This window comes from Acidovorax sp. GW101-3H11, assembly GCF_001633105.1.
GTDB lineage: Bacteria > Pseudomonadota > Gammaproteobacteria > Burkholderiales > Burkholderiaceae_C > Acidovorax.
The window spans coordinates 2,501-20,821 of the sequence record NZ_LUKZ01000020.1; the positions used below are offsets into that span (position 1 = coordinate 2,501).

The 18,321-nt window shown below is 64.3% G+C and carries 13 protein-coding genes and 3 rRNA genes (1 of these 16 running past the window's edge); 11 read left to right on the forward strand and 5 right to left on the reverse strand.

Annotated features, from left to right (window positions below):
• The 3 genes from A1D30_RS16925 to rrf (A1D30_RS16935) all read left to right on the forward strand — a co-directional run.
• Positions 1–2,685 (forward strand): 23S ribosomal RNA (locus A1D30_RS16925) (it extends 194 nt beyond the left edge of the window).
• Positions 2,686–2,842: 157 nt separating this feature from the next.
• Positions 2,843–2,955, forward strand: a 5S ribosomal RNA gene (gene rrf / locus A1D30_RS16930).
• 21 nt (positions 2,956–2,976) lie between these two features.
• A 5S ribosomal RNA gene (rrf, locus tag A1D30_RS16935) occupies positions 2,977–3,089 on the forward strand.
• Between the two features lie 178 nt (positions 3,090–3,267).
• Here rrf (A1D30_RS16935) and A1D30_RS16940 read toward each other — a convergent pair.
• The gene (locus A1D30_RS16940) at positions 3,268–4,386 is read right to left on the reverse strand and encodes an MBL fold metallo-hydrolase (protein ID WP_063461989.1); all 1,119 of its coding nucleotides are present in this window, start codon (positions 4,384–4,386) and stop codon (positions 3,268–3,270) included.
• Between the two features lie 125 nt (positions 4,387–4,511).
• Between A1D30_RS16940 and A1D30_RS16945 the strand changes: the two genes are divergently transcribed.
• The 8 genes from A1D30_RS16945 to A1D30_RS16980 all read left to right on the forward strand — a co-directional run bounded on the left by A1D30_RS16945 (position 4,512) and on the right by A1D30_RS16980 (position 12,412).
• Complete coding sequence (locus tag A1D30_RS16945; RefSeq protein WP_063461990.1) at positions 4,512–4,907, forward strand: MerR family DNA-binding transcriptional regulator; 396 nt, start codon at positions 4,512–4,514, stop codon at positions 4,905–4,907.
• Positions 4,908–5,027: 120 nt separating this feature from the next.
• On the forward strand, positions 5,028–5,411 hold the full coding sequence (locus tag A1D30_RS16950) for a PaaI family thioesterase (protein WP_199866005.1): 384 nt from the start codon (positions 5,028–5,030) through the stop codon (positions 5,409–5,411).
• Between the two features lie 38 nt (positions 5,412–5,449).
• The gene (locus A1D30_RS16955) at positions 5,450–6,640 is read left to right on the forward strand and encodes an isovaleryl-CoA dehydrogenase (RefSeq protein ID WP_063461904.1); all 1,191 of its coding nucleotides are present in this window, start codon (positions 5,450–5,452) and stop codon (positions 6,638–6,640) included.
• 53 nt (positions 6,641–6,693) lie between these two features.
• On the forward strand, positions 6,694–7,353 hold the full coding sequence (gene can / locus A1D30_RS16960; RefSeq protein WP_063461905.1) for a carbonate dehydratase: 660 nt from the start codon (positions 6,694–6,696) through the stop codon (positions 7,351–7,353).
• 44 nt (positions 7,354–7,397) lie between these two features.
• On the forward strand, positions 7,398–9,203 hold the full coding sequence (gene aceK, locus A1D30_RS16965) for a bifunctional isocitrate dehydrogenase kinase/phosphatase (protein ID WP_063461906.1): 1,806 nt from the start codon (positions 7,398–7,400) through the stop codon (positions 9,201–9,203).
• Positions 9,204–9,261: 58 nt separating this feature from the next.
• Positions 9,262–10,455, forward strand: a complete 1,194-nt coding sequence (locus A1D30_RS16970) for an acetyl-CoA C-acyltransferase (protein ID WP_063461991.1) — start codon at positions 9,262–9,264, stop codon at positions 10,453–10,455.
• Positions 10,456–10,576: 121 nt separating this feature from the next.
• The gene (locus A1D30_RS16975) at positions 10,577–11,245 is read left to right on the forward strand and encodes an SDR family oxidoreductase (protein WP_063461907.1); all 669 of its coding nucleotides are present in this window, start codon (positions 10,577–10,579) and stop codon (positions 11,243–11,245) included.
• A 36-nt stretch (positions 11,246–11,281) separates the two neighbouring features.
• Positions 11,282–12,412, forward strand: a complete 1,131-nt coding sequence (locus A1D30_RS16980; RefSeq protein WP_063461908.1) for an acyl-CoA dehydrogenase family protein — start codon at positions 11,282–11,284, stop codon at positions 12,410–12,412.
• 22 nt (positions 12,413–12,434) lie between these two features.
• Here A1D30_RS16980 and A1D30_RS16985 read toward each other — a convergent pair whose 3' ends face one another.
• The 4 genes from A1D30_RS16985 to A1D30_RS17000 form a co-directional block, all read right to left on the reverse strand.
• Positions 12,435–13,625 carry a hypothetical protein gene (locus A1D30_RS16985; RefSeq protein WP_063461909.1) on the reverse strand — a complete coding sequence of 397 codons (1,191 nt, stop codon included), beginning with the start codon at positions 13,623–13,625 and terminating at the stop codon, positions 12,435–12,437.
• 82 nt (positions 13,626–13,707) lie between these two features.
• Positions 13,708–15,621, reverse strand: coding sequence for a hybrid sensor histidine kinase/response regulator (locus tag A1D30_RS16990; RefSeq protein WP_063461910.1), 1,914 nt, complete (start codon positions 15,619–15,621; stop codon positions 13,708–13,710).
• Complete coding sequence (locus A1D30_RS16995; RefSeq protein ID WP_082836501.1) at positions 15,618–17,462, reverse strand: hybrid sensor histidine kinase/response regulator; 1,845 nt, start codon at positions 17,460–17,462, stop codon at positions 15,618–15,620. The genes A1D30_RS16990 and A1D30_RS16995 overlap by 4 nt, the downstream gene beginning before the upstream one ends.
• 73 nt (positions 17,463–17,535) lie before the next feature.
• Positions 17,536–18,255 (reverse strand): response regulator transcription factor, encoded by a 720-nt coding sequence (locus A1D30_RS17000; RefSeq protein WP_242421928.1) that lies wholly within the window; start codon positions 18,253–18,255, stop codon positions 17,536–17,538.
• Positions 18,256–18,321 lie beyond the last annotated feature (66 nt).

The following is an 18,321-nucleotide window of genomic DNA, read 5'->3' on the forward strand; positions in this document are numbered from 1 at the left end:
ATCTCAGTAGCTCGAGGAAAAGACATCAACCGAGATTCCGAAAGTAGTGGCGAGCGAAATCGGAAGAGCCTTCTAGTGATAGCACGACTGTTAGCAAAACGGAATGGAAAGTCCGGCCATAGCAGGTGATAGCCCTGTATGCGAAAACAGACGTGTGGTACTAAGTTAGAGAAAAGTAGGGCGGGACACGAGAAATCCTGTCTGAATATGGGGGGACCATCCTCCAAGGCTAAATACTCGTAATCGACCGATAGTGAACCAGTACCGTGAGGGAAAGGCGAAAAGAACCCCGGGAGGGGAGTGAAATAGATCCTGAAACCGCATGCTTACAAAAAGTAGGAGCCCGCAAGGGTGACTGCGTACCTTTTGTATAATGGGTCAGCGACTTACATTCAGTGGCAAGGTTAACCGAATAGGGAAGCCGTAGAGAAATCGAGTCCGAATAGGGCGAATCAGTCGCTGGGTGTAGACCCGAAACCAAGTGATCTATCCATGGCCAGGATGAAGGTGCCGTAACAGGTACTGGAGGTCCGAACCCACTAGTGTTGCAAAACTAGGGGATGAGCTGTGGATAGGGGTGAAAGGCTAAACAAACTTGGAAATAGCTGGTTCTCTCCGAAAACTATTTAGGTAGTGCCTCAAGTATTACCTGCGGGGGTAGAGCACTGTTTAGGCTAGGGGGTCATGGCGACTTACCAAACCTATGCAAACTCCGAATACCGCAGAGTACAGCTTGGGAGACAGAGCACCGGGTGCTAACGTCCGGACTCAAGAGGGAAACAACCCAGACCGCCAGCTAAGGTCCCTAAAATTGGCTAAGTGGGAAACGAAGTGGGAAGGCTAAAACAGTCAGGATGTTGGCTTAGAAGCAGCCATCATTTAAAGAAAGCGTAATAGCTCACTGATCGAGTCGTCCTGCGCGGAAGATGTAACGGGGCTAAGCCAGTTACCGAAGCTGCGGATTTGCAATTTATTGCAAGTGGTAGGAGAGCGTTCTGTAGGCCTGTGAAGGTGTCTGGTAACGGATGCTGGAGGTATCAGAAGTGCGAATGCTGACATGAGTAGCGTTAAAGGGGGTGAAAAGCCCCCTCGCCGTAAGCGCAAGGTTTTCTACGCAACGTTCATCGGCGTAGAGTGAGTCGGCCCCTAAGGCGAGGCAGAGATGCGTAGCTGATGGGAAACAGGTCAATATTCCTGTACCGATCAATAGTGCGATGTGGGGACGGAGAAGGTTAGCTCAGCCAACTGTTGGATATGTTGGTTCAAGCCTGTAGTCGTGCCTGGTAGGCAAATCCGCCGGGCTTAGATGAGGGGTGATAACGAGTCTGCTTGCAGACGAAGTGAGTGATACCCTGCTTCCAGGAAAAGCCACTAAGCTTCAGCTATTGACGACCGTACCGCAAACCGACACTGGTGCGCGAGATGAGTATTCTAAGGCGCTTGAGAGAACTCAGGAGAAGGAACTCGGCAAATTGATACCGTAACTTCGGGAGAAGGTATGCCCCAAGTAGGTGAACTCGTACAGAGGGAGCCCAACGGGGTTGCAAAAAATCGGTGGCTGCGACTGTTTAATAAAAACACAGCACTCTGCAAACACGAAAGTGGACGTATAGGGTGTGACGCCTGCCCGGTGCTGGAAGATTAAATGATGGGGTGCAAGCTCTTGATTGAAGTCCCAGTAAACGGCGGCCGTAACTATAACGGTCCTAAGGTAGCGAAATTCCTTGTCGGGTAAGTTCCGACCTGCACGAATGGCGTAACGATGGCCACACTGTCTCCTCCTGAGACTCAGCGAAGTTGAAATGTTTGTGATGATGCAATCTCCCCGCGGAAAGACGGAAAGACCCCATGAACCTTTACTGTAGCTTTGTATTGGACTTTGAACAGATCTGTGTAGGATAGGTGGGAGGCTTTGAAGTGATGTCGCTAGATGTCATGGAGCCAACGTTGAAATACCACCCTGGTGTGTTTGAGGTTCTAACCTAGGTCCATTATCTGGATCGGGGACAGTGCATGGTAGGCAGTTTGACTGGGGCGGTCTCCTCCCAAAGCGTAACGGAGGAGTTCGAAGGTACGCTAGTTACGGTCGGACATCGTGACGATAGTGCAATGGCATAAGCGTGCTTAACTGCGAGACTGACAAGTCGAGCAGATGCGAAAGCAGGACATAGTGATCCGGTGGTTCTGTATGGAAGGGCCATCGCTCAACGGATAAAAGGTACTCTGGGGATAACAGGCTGATACCGCCCAAGAGTTCATATCGACGGCGGTGTTTGGCACCTCGATGTCGGCTCATCTCATCCTGGGGCTGTAGCCGGTCCCAAGGGTATGGCTGTTCGCCATTTAAAGAGGTACGTGAGCTGGGTTTAAAACGTCGTGAGACAGTTTGGTCCCTATCTTCCGTGGGCGCTGCAGATTTGAGGAAGCCTGCTCCTAGTACGAGAGGACCGGAGTGGACACACCTCTGGTGTATCGGTTGTCACGCCAGTGGCATTGCCGAGTAGCTAAGTGTGGAAGAGATAACCGCTGAAAGCATCTAAGCGGGAAACTCGTTTCAAGATGAGATCTGCCGGGGCCTTGAGCCCCCTAAAGAGTCGTTCAAGACCAGGACGTTGATAGGTCAGGTGTGGAAGCGCAGTAATGCGTTAAGCTAACTGATACTAATTGCTCGTGCGGCTTGACCCTATAACTTTGATAGCCAATCCCCGTGACTGCAACCGCAGCACCCGGACGCTTCGAAGATTGTTATGCCAAGTTAGACGCAGTCAAAACACATAAAATCTGATTCCAAACTCTATGAATTCGTTAGCYTGCTCACAGAGCAGGCCAACACCAAGTTATGCCTGATGACCATAGCAAGTTGGTACCACTCCTTCCCATCCCGAACAGGACAGTGAAACGACTTTGCGCCGATGATAGTGCGGGTTCCCGTGTGAAAGTAGGTCATCGTCAGGCTCTTACAGCCACCAAGTTATGCCTGATGACCATAGCAAGTTGGTACCACTCCTTCCCATCCCGAACAGGACAGTGAAACGACTTTGCGCCGATGATAGTGCGGGTTCCCGTGTGAAAGTAGGTCATCGTCAGGCTCTTACAGCCCAGAAAACCCCAGTCTCCAAAGGACTGGGGTTTTTTGCTTTTTGAAGGCGCATAACAACAAACTGGCTGCATTGATCTTGATAGCACCTACGGCCTATCAGGCGCAGCGGGGTACTGAATCAGTCAGAACCTCATCACGATCCATGTGCTGCCGGACCGCAGCGAAAACTATCCCGCGATCTGAACCGCACCCTCTCGGCTTCCCTTTGTCGAGCCCTGCGCGAGCTGGAACCGATGAACCCCGTTGGCGTCCCAAATCCGCTGCAGTCGCCCCTCAAACCACAACCAATGCAAGTGGGCCAATGCCTCGCCCATGGCAAAGGTCATCTGGTGGGCATCCAGCTTGCGCTTGAACATGATGGGCAGCACGTCGAATGCGGACAACGAACGCTCCTCGGCTGCCACAAGGATCTCATTGAGCCGATCCTGATGGTGACTTTGTAGCTGGTGGATGCGTTCGTGCAGGCCTTGGAAGGGCTTGCCGTGGGAGGGGAGCGCCAGCGTTTCCTCTGGCAGGACCAGGTAGCGCAGCAAAGAGGTCAAAAACAGCCGCAAGGGGTTGGATTCTGGCTCCGATGCATGAACGCGCACGTTGGTGGAGATCCGGGGCAACACCATGTCGCCGCTGATGAGGGCCGACAGCTCCCCGCAGTACAGCGCGATGTGTTCGGGGGCGTGACCATAACCGCTGATGCACTGCCAAACACGCCCGCCGATCTCCAGTAGGTCCCCATCCATGAGCCGGCGGAATCGGGGTGGTAGCGCGGGGACGAGCGTTGGAAAGTACGAAGCCCGCCCCCGCACATGCTGGAGGAATTCCCCATCCTGCATGCCATGCAGGGTATAGAAATCGGCGCCGGCCTCACCGCCAAAGCCATTGCGGTCGTACACGGCGACTCTGGCTACTTGGTAGTCGGTGGCGCTGATCCACAGGTTCACATTCCAGCGTTCGCACAGCCAATGCGCCAAGCCGATGTGGTCTGGATGCATGTGGGTGACGATCACCCGCAAGATGGGCAGGCCCTCCAGGCTGCTGGCAAACACCTGCTCCCACTGCGCGCGCGTGCTCGGACTGTCAATGCAGCAATCCACCACGGTCCAGCCCTCCACGAGGGTGCCGTGCACATCGGGCTGCCGATCCCGCAGCAGCCACAGGTTGATATGGTCAAGTGCGAACGGCAGGCCCATGCGAATCCACTTGACGCCGGGCGCGACGGTGATGGTGCCACCTTCAGGCGGAAGAACATCCCCCAACGGGTAGTGGATCTGGTGTTCAAGTGGATTCATGGCATCAGTGGTATGGGTTAGCATTGACGTTAACGTAAACGTCATGCATCCGGAGCATTGTAGGGACCGATGGCCCAGAGGCTGTCTCCTGCGCGAAACCGCAACGGATGCACGCAGCCCACACCATGGCCAATACCTACACCATCAGCGACCTCGCCAAAGAGTTTGACCTCACCACCCGGGCCATCCGCTTCTACGAAGACATGGGCCTGTTGCAGCCTGAGCGCACGGGGGCCGCAGGCCGCAACCGGGTCTACAGCGCCCGGGACCGCACCCGCTTGCGACTTACCCTGCGTGCCAAGCGCTTGGGACTGTCCCTCACCGAGGCCAAGGAGATCATTGATCTCTATGACAGCCCGCGTGATACCGGCGTGCAGCTGCGCAAATTCCTCGATGTACTGGTGCTGCACCGCAAGCAACTGGAGGAGCAGATGGCCGACCTGCGGGCCAACCTCGAAGAGGTCCAGGAGCACGAGGAAGAGGCGCGCGCGCTGCTGCACAAGGTGGAAACGCAAAAATGATTCATAATTGACGTTTACGTAAACGTAAATCAGGAGACCGGCGTGACAACGACCCCTTTCGAGCCCCGCTGTGCCCACTACGCAGACCGTGTGAAGGGCAGCTTTGCGCGCCAAGGGGCGATGGCGACTCTGGGTGGCCGTCTAGGTCTGCTGGAGCCTGGGGCGGTGGACATTGAGCTTCCCTGGGCCCCCGGGCTGACCCAGCAGCATGGCTTCCTGCATGCAGGCATGGTCGCCACCGCGCTGGACTCCGCCTGCGGCTACGCGGGCTTTACCCTGATGGCGGAGGACGCCGCCGTTCTCACCATCGAATTCAAGATCAACCTGCTGGCCCCTGCCAAGGGCGAGTGGTTTCGCATGGAAGGCCGGGTCGTCAAGCCCGGCCGCACCATCACCGTGTGCGAAGGCCGGACCTTCGCCATCGACGGCAACCAAGAAAAGCTGGTGGCCACCATGGGGTGCACCCTCATGGCGGTTACCGGGCGCGACGCGATCCAGGGCTGAGCGCAGCATTTCCCCTATCCATTCCGAGGAGACATTCCATGAGCATTCCCGCCAACCTGCCCGGCCTCAACTTCCAGCTGGGCGAAGACATTGATGCCCTGCGCGACGCCGTGCGCGACTTTGCCCAGGCCGAAATCGCGCCGCGCGCGGCAGATATCGACAAGAGCGACCAGTTCCCCATGGACCTCTGGCGCAAGATGGGCGACCTGGGCGTGCTCGGCATCACGGTGCCCGAGCAGTACGGCGGCGCTGCCATGGGCTACCTGGCCCACATGGTGGCGATGGAAGAAATCTCCCGCGCCAGCGCCTCGGTGGGCCTGTCTTACGGCGCGCACAGCAACCTGTGCGTGAACCAGATCAACCGCAACGGCAACGAGGCACAAAAGGCCAAGTACCTGTCCAAGCTGATCAGCGGCGAGCACGTGGGCGCGCTGGCGATGAGCGAACCCGGCGCGGGCTCCGATGTGATCAGCATGAAGCTCAAGGCCGAGGACAAGGGCGGTTATTACCTGCTCAACGGCAGCAAGATGTGGATCACCAACGGCCCGGACGCCGACACCCTGGTGGTTTATGCCAAGACCGAACCTGAACTCGGCGCGCGCGGCGTCACGGCCTTCCTGATCGAGAAGGGCATGAAGGGCTTCTCCATTGCCCAAAAGCTCGACAAGCTCGGCATGCGCGGCAGCCACACCGGCGAGCTGGTGTTCCAGGATGTGGAAGTGCCTGCCGAGAACGTGCTGGGCGGCCTGAACCAGGGCGCCAAGGTGCTGATGAGTGGCCTGGACTATGAGCGCGCGGTGCTGACCGGCGGCCCTCTGGGCATCATGCAGTCGGTGATGGACAACGTGATCCCTTACATTCACGACCGCAAGCAGTTCGGCCAGAGCATTGGCGAATTCCAGCTCATCCAGGGCAAGGTGGCCGACATGTACACCGTGCTCCAGGCGGGGCGCTCGTTTGCCTACACCGTGGCCAAGAACCTCGACATGCTCGGGACCGACCATGTGCGCCAGGTTCGCAAAGACTGCGCCAGCGTCATCCTCTGGTGTGCCGAAAAAGCCACCTGGATGGCGGGCGAAGGCGTGCAGATCTATGGTGGCAACGGCTACATCAACGAGTACCCCCTGGGCCGCCTCTGGCGCGATGCCAAGCTGTACGAGATTGGTGCGGGCACCAGCGAGATCCGCCGCATGCTGATCGGGCGCGAGCTGTTTGCCGAAACCTGCTGACCTGCGGACCTTTGCCGCAGGCCGATCCACTGTTTGAAAGAGCCAGACCCACCATGCCCACCTCCATCGAAGACCTGTTTGTCCACAACCGCGCCTGGGCGGCCCAGATGGAACGCGAGCGCCCTGGCTTTTTCACCGGCCTGCTGGCGCAGCAAAAGCCCAAGTACATGTGGATCGGCTGCTCCGACAGCCGCGTGCCCGCCAACCAGATCACGGGCCTGGAGCCGGGCGAGGTGTTCGTGCACCGCAACGTGGCCAACGTGGTCGTGCCCACCGACCTCAACTGCCTGTCCACCATCCAGTACGCGGTGGACCAGTTGCACGTGGAGCACCTCATGGTCGTGGGCCACTACGGCTGCGGCGGCGTGCTGGCCGCGCTGGAGGGCATGCGTGTCGGCCTGGCCGACAACTGGATCCGCCATGTGTCCGACGTGCGCGACCGCCACCGCGACCTGATCGCATCCATTGAACCCCAGTGGCGCCACGACGTGCTGTGCGAGCTGAACGCCATCGAGCAGGTGGTGAACGTGGCGCAAAGCACCGTGATGCTCGACGCCTGGGGCCGGGGCCAGAAGGTCACGCTGCATGGCTGGTGCTATGGCCTGAAAGACGGGCTCATCAACAACCTGCACATGTCGGTGGACAGCACCGAAGGCCTGGAGTCGCTCTACAAGGCGGCCATCGCTGGCGTGGCTGCCGCCAAGCGGCAGTAAGCGGCGCCCCCAAGCCTGCTCAGCGCGACGGCCCAGACCCCGCCATGTTCCCGCAGCGCCTCGATGCCCCCCAGGCCTACGGCATTGCCAAGGCCATGATGGATGGCTTCAACCGCCACTACCGGCTGTTCCGCACCGAGTCTGCGCGGGCCAAGCACCGGTTTGAAACCGCCGACTGGCACGGCCAGCAGCGGGCGCAGCGGGAGCGCATCGAGTTCTACGACCTGCGGGTGAAGGAATGCGTGCGCCGGCTGGAGAAGGAATTCAGCGCGGGTGCACAGCCCATGGACGTATGGCACCAGATCAAGCTGCACTACATCGGGCTGCTGGTGAACCACCACCAGCCTGAGCTGGCCGAGACCTTCTTCAACTCGGTCACCACCAAGATCCTGCACCGCACGCATTTCCACAACGACTTCATCTTTGTGCGGCCTGCGGTCAGCACTGAATACATCGAGAACGACGAGCCCGCCGCGCGGCCCACCTACCGGGCCTACTACCCCACGCGCGACACGCTGGGCGACGCGTTCCAGACCATCATCGAGAACTTCCAGCTCCAGCGCGAGTTTGCCGACCTGCCGCGCGACACCGCCTGTGTGGTGGCCGCGATGCGCAGCCGCCTGGACAAGGTCAAGCTGCGCACCAACTTCCAGGTGCAGGTGCTCACCAGCCTGTTCTTTCGCAACAAGGGCGCCTACGTGGTGGGCAAGATCATCAACGGCTTCAATGAGGTGCCGTTTGCGCTGCCCATCCTGCACGACGATGCTGGCCGCTTGTACATTGACGCCGCGCTGTTTGGCGAAGACGACATGCAGATGCTGTTCAGCTTTGCGCGTGCGTACTTCATGGTGGACATGGAGGTGCCCAGCGCCTACGTGCAGTTCTTGCGCAGCCTCATGCCGCGCAAGCCGCGTGCCGAGATCTACAACGCCTTGGGCCTGGCCAAGCAGGGCAAGACGCTGTTCTACCGCGACTTTCTGTACCACCTGAAGCACTCCAGCGACCAGTTCCGAATTGCGCCGGGCATCAAAGGCATGGTGATGCTGGTGTTCGACCTGCCGAGCTTCCCGTTTGTGTTCAAGCTCATCAAGGACTACTTTCCGCATCAGAAGGAAACCACGCGCGAGCAGATCAAGGCCAAGTACCTGCTGGTCAAGCAGCACGACCGCGTGGGCCGCATGGCCGACACGCTGGAGTACAGCGAGGTGGCCTTTCCGCGCGACCGCTTCGATGACGCGCTGATCGCCGAGATCGAGAAGTTCGCGCCCAGCCAGCTTGAAATCAGCGACCGCGATGGCGACGGCCAGACCGAGGTGATCATCAAGCACCTGTACATCGAGCGGCGCATGATTCCGCTCAACATCTACCTGCAGGAAGCCTTCGACACCGGCCTGGCCGACCCGCGCGCGCGCCAGCAGATGGAGCACAGCGTCATCGAATACGGCAACGCCATCAAGGACCTTGTGGCCGCCAACATCTTCCCCGGCGACATGCTCTGGAAGAACTTCGGCATCACGCGCAACGGCAAGGTCGTGTTCTACGACTACGACGAGATCGAGTACCTCACCGACTGCAACTTCCGCCGCGTGCCCACGCCGCGCAACGAAGAGGAAGAGATGAGCGGCGAGGTCTGGTATAGCGTGGGCCCGCGCGACGTGTTTCCCGAAACCTTCGGCCCCTTCCTGCTGGGCAACGACGCCGTGCGCGAGGTGTTCATGCAGCACCATGCCGATTTGCTCGACGCCGCGTTCTGGCAGTCGCACAAGGAGCGCATCCAGGCCGGCCACATGTTCGATGTGTTCCCTTACGACACCGAGCGCCGCTTTGCGCAGGGTGCTGCGGCCCGCTGACGCCAGCCAGTTTTTTGTCCCCCCTTTTTCTCAGCCCCTTTCCCAGGAGACCTTCACCATGTCCACGACCATCCAAGACCCCATCGTCATCGTCGGCGCTGCACGCACCCCCATGGGCTCGCTGCAGGGCGACTTCTCCAGCCTGGCCGCGCACGACCTGGGCGGCGCCGCCATCAAGGCCGCCATCGAGCGCGCTGGTGTCTCGCCCGATGCCGTGGGCGAAGTGCTGTTCGGCAACTGCCTGATGGCCGGCCAGGGCCAGGCACCTGCGCGCCAGGCGGCGTTCAAGGGCGGCCTGCCCAAGGGCGCGGGCGCGGTCACGCTCAGCAAGATGTGCGGCTCAGGCATGAAGGCCGCGATGATGGCGCACGACATGCTGCTGGCCGGCTCGCACGACGTGATGGTGGCGGGTGGCATGGAGAGCATGACCAACGCCCCCTACCTGCTGCAAAAGGGCCGTGGCGGCTACCGCCTGGGCCATGACCGTATCTTCGACCACATGATGCTCGACGGCCTGGAAGACGCGTACGAAGCGGGCCGCAGCATGGGCACCTTCGGTGAAGACTGCGCCGCCAAATACAGCTTCACGCGCGAACAGCAGGACGCGTTTGCCACCGCCAGCGTGCAGCGCGCCAAGGCCGCCACCGAGTCCGGCGCGTTCGCTGCCGAGATCGTGCCCGTCACCGTCAAGACCCGTGCGGGCGAGACCGTGGTGTCGGTGGACGAAGGCCCCGGCAAGGTCAAGCTCGAAAAGATCGCCACCTTGAAGCCCGCATTCAAGAAGGACGGCACCATCACCGCCGCCTCCAGCTCCAGCATCAACGACGGCGCCGCCGCGCTCGTGATGATGCGCGAGTCCACCGCCAAGAAGCTGGGCGCCAAGCCCCTGGCCCGCATCGTGAGCCATGCCACCCACGCGCAAGAGCCCGAGTGGTTTGCCACAGCCCCCCTGGGCGCCACGCAGAAGGCGCTGGCCAAGGCTGGGTGGCAGGTGGGCGATGTGCAGCTGTGGGAGATCAATGAAGCCTTCGCCGTGGTGCCCATGGCGCTGATGAAGGAACTGGACTTGCCCCACGACAAGGTCAACGTGAACGGGGGCGCCTGCGCGCTGGGCCACCCGATTGGCGCCAGCGGCGCGCGCATCATGGTCACGCTGATCCATGCGCTCAAGGCCCGTGGCCTGACCAAGGGCCTGGCCACGCTGTGCATCGGCGGCGGCGAGGCCACGGCCGTGGCGCTGGAACTGGTGTGATGCCAGCACCCGGCCCCGCCGGGTGCCGTGGGGAGCGAATCTGCACAGAGCAGGTTTGCTCATGTTTTGATAGCTTATTTCGTATGCTGGACGCGCGGAAGAGGCCTATTTTGTTCAAAAAATGAACTCCATACTCGTCATCGGCGCCTCGCGGGGCATTGGCCTGGAGCTGGTGCGCCAGTACGCCGAGGCGGGCCGCCGCGTGATTGCCACCGTGCGCGACGACGCGGGCCGCGAGCGCGTGCTGGCACTGGGCGCCGAGGCGCTGACGGTGGACGTGGCCCAGCCCGCCAGCATCAGCGGCCTGGCCTGGCAGCTCGATGGCGAGAAGATCGACATCGCCTGGTACGTGGCCGGCGTGATCCGCCGCCCGAACGCCCTCACGCCGCCCACGCAGCAGGACTTTGACGCCGTCATGCACACCAACGTGCTGGGCGCGATGCAGGCCATCCCTCAGGTGGCGCCGCTGGTGGCGGATGCGGGCGGGGTGTTTGCGTTCATCTCGTCCTCCATGTCGCAGATCGGTAGCGTGCCGAACAGCGGGTCCTGGCTGTACCGCACCAGCAAGGCCGCGCTCAACATGGCTGTGGCTGCGGCCCAGCACGACTACCCCGGCGCCACGCTGGTCACCATCGACCCCGGCTGGGTGCAGACCGACATGGGCGGCGACAGCGCCCCGCTCACGGTGGAGGACAGCGTGCACGGCCTGCGCAGCACGGTGGCGGGCCTGACCCCGGCCGACAAGGGCCGCCTGCTGCACCACGACGGCCGCCGCGCCGCGCACTGGTAATTCTTTTCAACGAACAACGACTTTCGGAGACACCTCATGCTGCTGACCCAAGACCAGGAAATGATCCGCGACGCCGTGCGCGACTTTGCGCAGACCGAGCTGTGGCCCCATGCTGCGCGTTGGGACAAGGAACACCACTTTCCCAAGGACGCCCACCAGGGGCTGGCCGCGCTGGGCGCCTACGGCATCTGCGTGCCCGAAGAGTTTGGCGGCGCCAATCTCGATTACCTCACGCTCGCGCTGGTGCTTGAAGAAATCGCCGCCGGTGACGGCGGCACCAGCACCGCCATCAGCGTGACCAACTGCCCCGTCAACGCCATCCTCATGCGCTACGGCAACGCGCAGCAAAAGCGCGACTGGCTCACGCCGCTGGCGCGTGGCGAGATGCTGGGCGCGTTCTGCCTGACCGAGCCGCATGTGGGCTCGGACGCCTCGGCCCTGCGCACCACGGCGGTGAAGCAGGGCGATGAATACGTGATCAACGGCGTCAAGCAGTTCATCACCAGCGGCAAGAACGGCCAGGTAGCCATCGTGATCGCCGTCACCGACAAGGGCGCGGGCAAGAAGGGCATGAGCGCCTTCCTGGTGCCCACCAACAACCCCGGCTACGTGGTCGCACGGCTCGAAGACAAGCTGGGCCAGCACAGCAGCGACACCGCGCAAATCAATTTCGACAACTGCCGCATCCCGGCCGAGAACCTGATCGGCGCCGAGGGCGAGGGCTACAAGATCGCGCTGGGCGCGCTCGAAGGCGGGCGCATCGGCATCGCAGCGCAAAGCGTGGGCATGGCGCGCAGCGCGTTCGACGCGGCGCTCGCGTATTCGAAGGAGCGTGAGAGCTTCGGCACCGCCATCTTCAACCACCAGGCCGTGGGTTTCAGGCTGGCCGACTGTGCCACGCAGATCGAGGCCGCACGCCAGCTCATCTGGCATGCCGCAGCGCTGCGCGATGCGGGCAAGCCCTGCCTGAAGGAAGCCGCCATGGCCAAACTGTTTGCCAGCGAGATGGCCGAGCGCGTGTGCAGCGCCGCCATCCAGACGCTGGGCGGCTACGGCGTGGTGAACGATTTCCCGGTGGAGCGCATCTACCGCGACGTGCGCGTGTGCCAGATTTACGAAGGCACGAGCGACGTGCAGAAAATCATCATCCAGCGCGCGCTGGCCTGAGACTGTGAAAGCGTCCTGAGCCTTAGCCCCGCATGCGCAGTTCGCGCTCCAGCATGGCCAGCCGCTCGGGCTCGGCATGGTGGCGCGACACGGGGTAGACGCCCGCAAACGCCTCGCGTGCGGCCTCGGGGCGGCCGCTCCAGGCCAGGGCCAGGGCGTAGTCACAGGTGCACACCGCCAGTGACGGCCAGGCGCCCGGGGCCTTGGGCACCAGCGCGAGGAACTGCGCGCAGGCCTGGCCCAGGTGGCGGGCCGCTTCGCTCGCCAGCGCCGGGTCGCGCAGCGCAATCAGGCCCCGCACCCAGTCGATGAAGGCCTGGCCGTGGGGCGGCAGCAGTTCTGTTTTTGTGGCGTCCAGCAGGCGCTGCGCTTCGTCGGTGTGGCCCGCCCGCGCTTCGCCCAGGGCCAGGTCCAACTGCAGGATGGGTTCGGCGGGGCGCAGGGCCATCAGCTCGCGCAGGCGGGCCGCGAACCCCGCGTGGTCGCCCGCTGCCAGGGGCAGGGTGTAGGTGCGCGCCAGAAAATCCGTGTCGTCCGGCGGGCGCATCGGGTGCACACGCAGCCGCAGGATGGCGGCTTCCACCCCCTCGGTGCGCGCCTCGAACCAGGCCATGCGCACAGCCGCATCCCAGGCGGGCTCGCGCATGAAACTGTGGCGCTCGGCGGCGTCGGCCAGGCGCTCGGCCAGCACCTGAAGGCGCGGCAGGTCGCCCGTGGCATGGGCCAGCAGGGCCTGCTGGTACATGCGCTGGAACCGCTGCATGTAGGCAAACCAGGCAAAGGGCACCAGCATGGCCACCACCACAGCGCCTTGCACCCAGGCACGCCATTCGCGCCACACGGCCAGCGCCAGCAGCGCGGCGCAGACCAGCAGCCAGGTGCGGTTGTTGCGCAGCAGCTGGCGCAGCGCAGTAAACAGGCCCGGGTTCTCCTGGGCTTCGATCTGGTCGCGTGCCAGCTGGCGCAGCGCCTTCACATCCAGAGTGCCCAGCACCTCGTCAGTCATCTCGGTCATCGCGCGGGCATACAGACCCGACGAGTGCAGCCGCACCTGGCTCAGCGGGGGCTGCAGCGCATGGACCGCCTGCAGGGCTTCTTCGGCGGTGGTGGCGTGGACAAAGCCCTCGGTGGGCTGGCCGTTGGCATCCTGGGCCTGGTACAGCCAGCGCGGCTTGCCGCTGGCAGAGGGGCTGGAAGGGTCTTGCTGCTTCAATCTGTGGCTCCGTGGGCGACGTGCAGCCGCGCACTATGCCGGTCGTACGGCCAAGCCCCACTGACGTACGGATGGCCGGGCCTCAGCGCTGGACCGTCGGTACCTCGGAGTCCAGCCAGCGCATCAGCAAGGCGTGCAGTTCGCCCACGTCTACGGGCTTGCGCAACACCACATAGCCTTCGGCCTCGGCCTCCTGCAAGGCGGGGGCGTCGAACTCGCCGCTCACCATGGCTCCACGCGCACCGGGGTGGCGGTCCAGCAACGCGCGCAGCACGTCAAAGCCGCTTTCGCCGGTGCGCAGCCGCTGGTCGCACAGCACCACCTCGGGGGGCGGGCCGCTGGCCGCAGCCGCCAGTGCCTCTTGCGCATTGGCGGCCAGGCGCACCTTCAGGCCCCAGCTGTGCAGCAGGTTGCACCAGGCCTGCTGCACCTGCGGGTCGTCGTCCAGCACCAGGCAGGCGCCGTGCAGGGTGGGCAAAGGCGGCGGAGCCGCACCGGGGGCGCTCTGCGCGCCCATGCCCGCCGGGGTGTTCTTGTGTTCAGGGGGCAACACGGCGGCGGTGGCGGCCAGTTGCAGCCAGAAGCAAGACCCCCGCCCCAGCCTCGAGCGCAGGCCGTGTTCGGCCGCCATCAGCTCGGCGCAGCGCGCCACCACAGCCAGCCCCAGGCCATGGCCTGCATCCACCTGCGTGCTGCCGCGCTGCAGGCGTTCGTAGGGCTGGTAGATGCGGTGGCGGTCCTGCTCGGCCACACCCACGCCGGTGTCCCACACGGCAATGCGCCACCGCCCGCCCCGGCGGCGCGCGGCCAGCAGCACACCGCCGTGGCGCGTGTAGCGCAGCGCGTTGTGCACCAGGTTGATCACACATTGGCGCAGCAGCACCGGGTCGGCCAGCACGGTGGCGCCCTCGGGCGGCAGGTGCTCGCGCAGCGCCAGGCCCAGGTCGCGCGCTTCGGCGCGGAACAGCAAGGCCACGTCGTGCAGCAGCGGCCGCAGCGCCACGGGCTGGCGGCGCGCCTGCAGGGTGCCGCTTTCGATGCGCGAGAGGTCCAGCAGCGCGTTGAACATCAGGCTCACCGAGCGCAGGCTGCGGCGCATGTCGTCCAGCGCGGGCAGCAGCGCAGTGTCGTGGTTGCGCCGCGCCAGCGCCTCGATCTGGAAGCCCATGGCGTGGATGGGCTGGCGCAGGTCGTGGCTGGCGGTGCTGAGGAAAAGGTTCTTGGCGCGCAGCGCCTGCTCGGCCTCGGCGTGGGCCTGCTGCGCCTCCAGCGCCAGGCGCAGGCTTTCCTCCTCCAGCCGCACCTGCTGCAGAAAGAAGTTGTGCGCCACCACCGCATGCCGGTACAGCGCCGCCATCAGCAACAGCGACATGGGGATGATGAAGCGCCAGGGCGACGCTGGCGGCCCGCCCGGCATGGCCGGGTCGCCAAACAGGTTGGGCCATTGCGACAGCGACAGCGGCACCAGCACCGAGATCACCCCCCAGCCAAACCCGTAAAAGCGCAGAAATGTACCCAGCGAGGGCAGCTGGAAGGTGGCGGTGCCCACAATCACCACCGCCAGGCTCACATGCAGCAACAGCACAAAGTCGAAGCTGGCGCGGCCGGGCGTCAGCACCACGATGGCGCCCAGCGAGGCCAGGCCCAGGGCCTGCCCCAGGCTGGTGTTGCGCACCCGGGGCCGCCAGCGCCGCAGCCAGGCGGCGTCGTCGGCGGCGGCCGTGCCGCTGCGGCTGGCCCGCAGCTGGCGCGACTGCACCCACACGGCCGCTGCGGCCAGCGTGTACAGCACCGTCCAGGCCAGCATGCCCAGGGGGTTGCGGCCCAGCCCCTGGAACCACATGGTGAACAGCACCCCCAGCAGCGGCATCGCAAAAATGCCCTGGGCCAGGCGCTGGTGGGTCAGCTCCAGCATGCGCACCTGGCCGCGCTCGGCCAGGTCGCCGGTGTCCAGCGCGCGGGGAAACCACTGCCGCCACAGGGCCAGCACCCTCATGGCTGAGGCACCTCCACGGCGGCAGCCGCATCCACCGGCGCCGCCAGCCAGCGGCTGAGCAGCGCCTGCAGGTCGGCCACGTCTACGGGCTTTTTCAGCACCAGGTAGCCCTCGTCTTCGGCGCGGCGCAAGGCCGGGGCATCGAACTCGCCGCTCACCATCGCCCCGCGCGCCTGCGGGCAGCGCGCCAGCAGGGCCAGCAGCACGTCAAACCCGCTTTCGCCCGAGCGCAGCCTCTGGTCGCACAGCACCACATCGATGGCCTGTCCCGCATCCACATGCGCAAACGCCTGCCGGGCGTCGGATGCCAGGCAGACCTGCAGCCCCCAACTGCTCAGCAGGGCCGACCAGGCGCCCAGCACGTGCGGGTCGTCATCCAGGATCAGGCAGCGGCCTTGCAGCGGCCGGGCGGGCTGGCTGCGGGGGCTGGCCGGGCAGGGCCCCGGGGCGGCTGCGGGCAACTGCAGCCAGAAGCAGGAGCCCGTGCCCAGGCGCGACTGCAGGCCATGCTGCGCGCCCATCAGGTCCACGCAGCGTGCCACCACGGCCAGCCCGAGCCCGTGGCCCTCGCGGTTGATGTGCCAGGCGTGCTGGGGGCGGTAAAACGGCTGGTAGATGCGGGCGCGGTCTTCCAGCGCCACGCCCAGGCCCGTGTCCCACACCTCGATGCGCCAATGGCCCTGCCGCCGCCGCGCCCCGATGAGCACGCCGCCCTGCGGCGTGTAGCGCAGCGCGTTGTGCACCAGGTTGGACAGCGACTGGCGCAGCAGCGCGGCATCGGCCTGCACGGCTGCGCCTGCTGGCGGCATGTGCAGCCGCAGACGCAGCCCACGCGAGCGGGCCTCGGCCAGGAACTGGATCTCCAGTTCGTTGAAAAACGGGCGCAACAGCAGGGGCTCGGGCCGCACCGCCACCTGGCCGGATTCGATCTTGGACAGGTCGAGCAGCGAGTTGAACATCAGCTGCACCGACTGCAGGTTCAGCCGCAGGTCGGACAAGGGCGCGGCCAGGGCCGTGTCGCGGTTGCGCAGCGCGATGGCTTCGGTGAGCAGGCCCATGGCGTGCACGGGCTGGCGCAGGTCGTGGGCGGCGGTGCTCAGAAAACGGTTCTTCTCGGCCAGGGCGGCCTCGGCGGCGTCGCGCGCTTCGCGGTACTGGGCCGACAGCTGCTGGCCGCGTTCTTCCAGCCAGACCTGGTGCACAAAAAACCGGTGCGCCGTGTGCGAGTGCCGGTACATGGTGAAGGTGTGCAGCAGCGACAGCGGAAGGATGAAATACCAGTGCTGGGGAAACAGCCAGGGCTGCACCAGCAGCGAGGCATTCCATCCGGTCATGAAGAACCGCATGAACACGCTCAGCACCGGCGTCTGGTGCGTGGCATTGCCCGCCAGGATGGCCGCGTTGGTCACCAGCAGCAGCAGCGCAAAGTCGTAGCTCGCATGGCCCGCCGCAATGACCACCGGGGCCGTGGTGCCCGCGCCGTGAATCAGCGCGCAAAGCTCCAGGCGCGGGCGCCAGCGGCGCATGAGGTCGGCCGCATCCCGTCTGCCCTGGTCCTGGCGGAAGACGCGGCGCAAGCGGTGGGAGGTGGCCGCAAACACCACATAGAAGCCGAACCACCCCCACATCCAGCGCGCGTCATGCTGCAGCTGGTAGAACAGCGTGAGCGCCAGCGCCACCAGGGGCAGCACCATGATGCTGGTGTGCAGGCGCTGGTAGGTCATCTCCAGCAGGCGGGCCTGGCCCGCCATGCTCACGGTCTGCAGCGAGGCCTGCGCAGGCTCCTGGGCCGGGGTTGCCGGGGCCCGGGCTGGTGCGGCAGGGGCTGAGACCGGTTCCATCAGCGCCCAGGCGTTGTGAACCGCGTGAATCGCACGCCGCTTGCAACCGGTGTGCAGGGGCCCTCTTCCCGCATCACAGCTCGCCCATGGACGGCAGCACCAGCCGCCGCCCGCGCAGCCGTGTGATCGCCTCCACCCGCGTGCGGGCGCCCAGGCGCAGCAAGATGGCGCTCATGTGTTCCTTGACCGTGCTCTCCGACAGGTCGTATTGCAGGGCAATGCGCTTGTTGGGCAGCCCTTGCAGCACCAGCGCCAGGATTTCGCCCTGGCGCATCGACAGGCCCAGCTCCGTCGGCGTCACGGGCAGGTCGCGGCTGCGCGGGGGCTGGCCGCTGTGGCTGGGGGGCTCAAACCAGGCCAGGCCGCACAGCAGCGCCTCCACGGCCAGGGCAAAGGTCTCGGGCGGGGCCTGCTTGTGGATGAAGCCATGGGCGCCCGCCTGGCGCACGCGCTCCATCACGTTGGGGTCGTCGTCGCCGCTGATCACCGCCAGGGCGCTGCTGGGGCAGTGCTGGCGCAGCTGGGCAATCAGGTCCAGCGCCGCCCCTTCGGCCAGCCAGAAGTCGATGAGGGCAATGGCGGGTGCACCGCGTTCGGCCACCAGGGGCAGCACGTCCTCGGTGCGGCCCGCCACGGCCACCTCCATCCGGGGCAGGCGCGAGCGCAGGAACTCGGCCACGCCGCGTGCTACCAGCGGGTGGTCGTCCAGGACAAGGGCATAGGGTGACGGTGACATGGCCAGGTCGGCAGAGGGGTAGGGGCGCAGGGCTGCACCAAGGGCAAATTTTGCCAAGTGTGGCCCAGGCAGGGTGGCGCGCAAACCCTACCCTGGTAGGGTTCCACGCCGCGTGCTGCGCTG

What these genes read in the sequence shown, in the direction of transcription:
- A1D30_RS16975 (WP_063461907.1), top strand. Translation starts at nt 10,577, where the DNA reads ATGAACTCCATACTCGTCATCGGCGCCTCGCGGGGCATTGGCCTGGAG.
- A1D30_RS16970 (WP_063461991.1), top strand. Translation starts at nt 9,262, where the DNA reads ATGTCCACGACCATCCAAGACCCCATCGTCATCGTCGGCGCTGCACGC.
- A1D30_RS16950 (WP_199866005.1), top strand. Translation starts at nt 5,028, where the DNA reads ATGGCGACTCTGGGTGGCCGTCTAGGTCTGCTGGAGCCTGGGGCGGTG.
- A1D30_RS16995 (WP_082836501.1), bottom strand. Translation starts at nt 17,462, where the DNA reads ATGGAACCGGTCTCAGCCCCTGCCGCACCAGCCCGGGCCCCGGCAACC.
- aceK (WP_063461906.1), top strand. Translation starts at nt 7,398, where the DNA reads ATGTTCCCGCAGCGCCTCGATGCCCCCCAGGCCTACGGCATTGCCAAG.
- A1D30_RS16990 (WP_063461910.1), bottom strand. Translation starts at nt 15,621, where the DNA reads ATGAGGGTGCTGGCCCTGTGGCGGCAGTGGTTTCCCCGCGCGCTGGAC.
- can (WP_063461905.1), top strand. Translation starts at nt 6,694, where the DNA reads ATGCCCACCTCCATCGAAGACCTGTTTGTCCACAACCGCGCCTGGGCG.
- A1D30_RS16980 (WP_063461908.1), top strand. Translation starts at nt 11,282, where the DNA reads ATGCTGCTGACCCAAGACCAGGAAATGATCCGCGACGCCGTGCGCGAC.
- A1D30_RS16955 (WP_063461904.1), top strand. Translation starts at nt 5,450, where the DNA reads ATGAGCATTCCCGCCAACCTGCCCGGCCTCAACTTCCAGCTGGGCGAA.
- A1D30_RS16940 (WP_063461989.1), bottom strand. Translation starts at nt 4,386, where the DNA reads ATGAATCCACTTGAACACCAGATCCACTACCCGTTGGGGGATGTTCTT.
- A1D30_RS16945 (WP_063461990.1), top strand. Translation starts at nt 4,512, where the DNA reads ATGGCCAATACCTACACCATCAGCGACCTCGCCAAAGAGTTTGACCTC.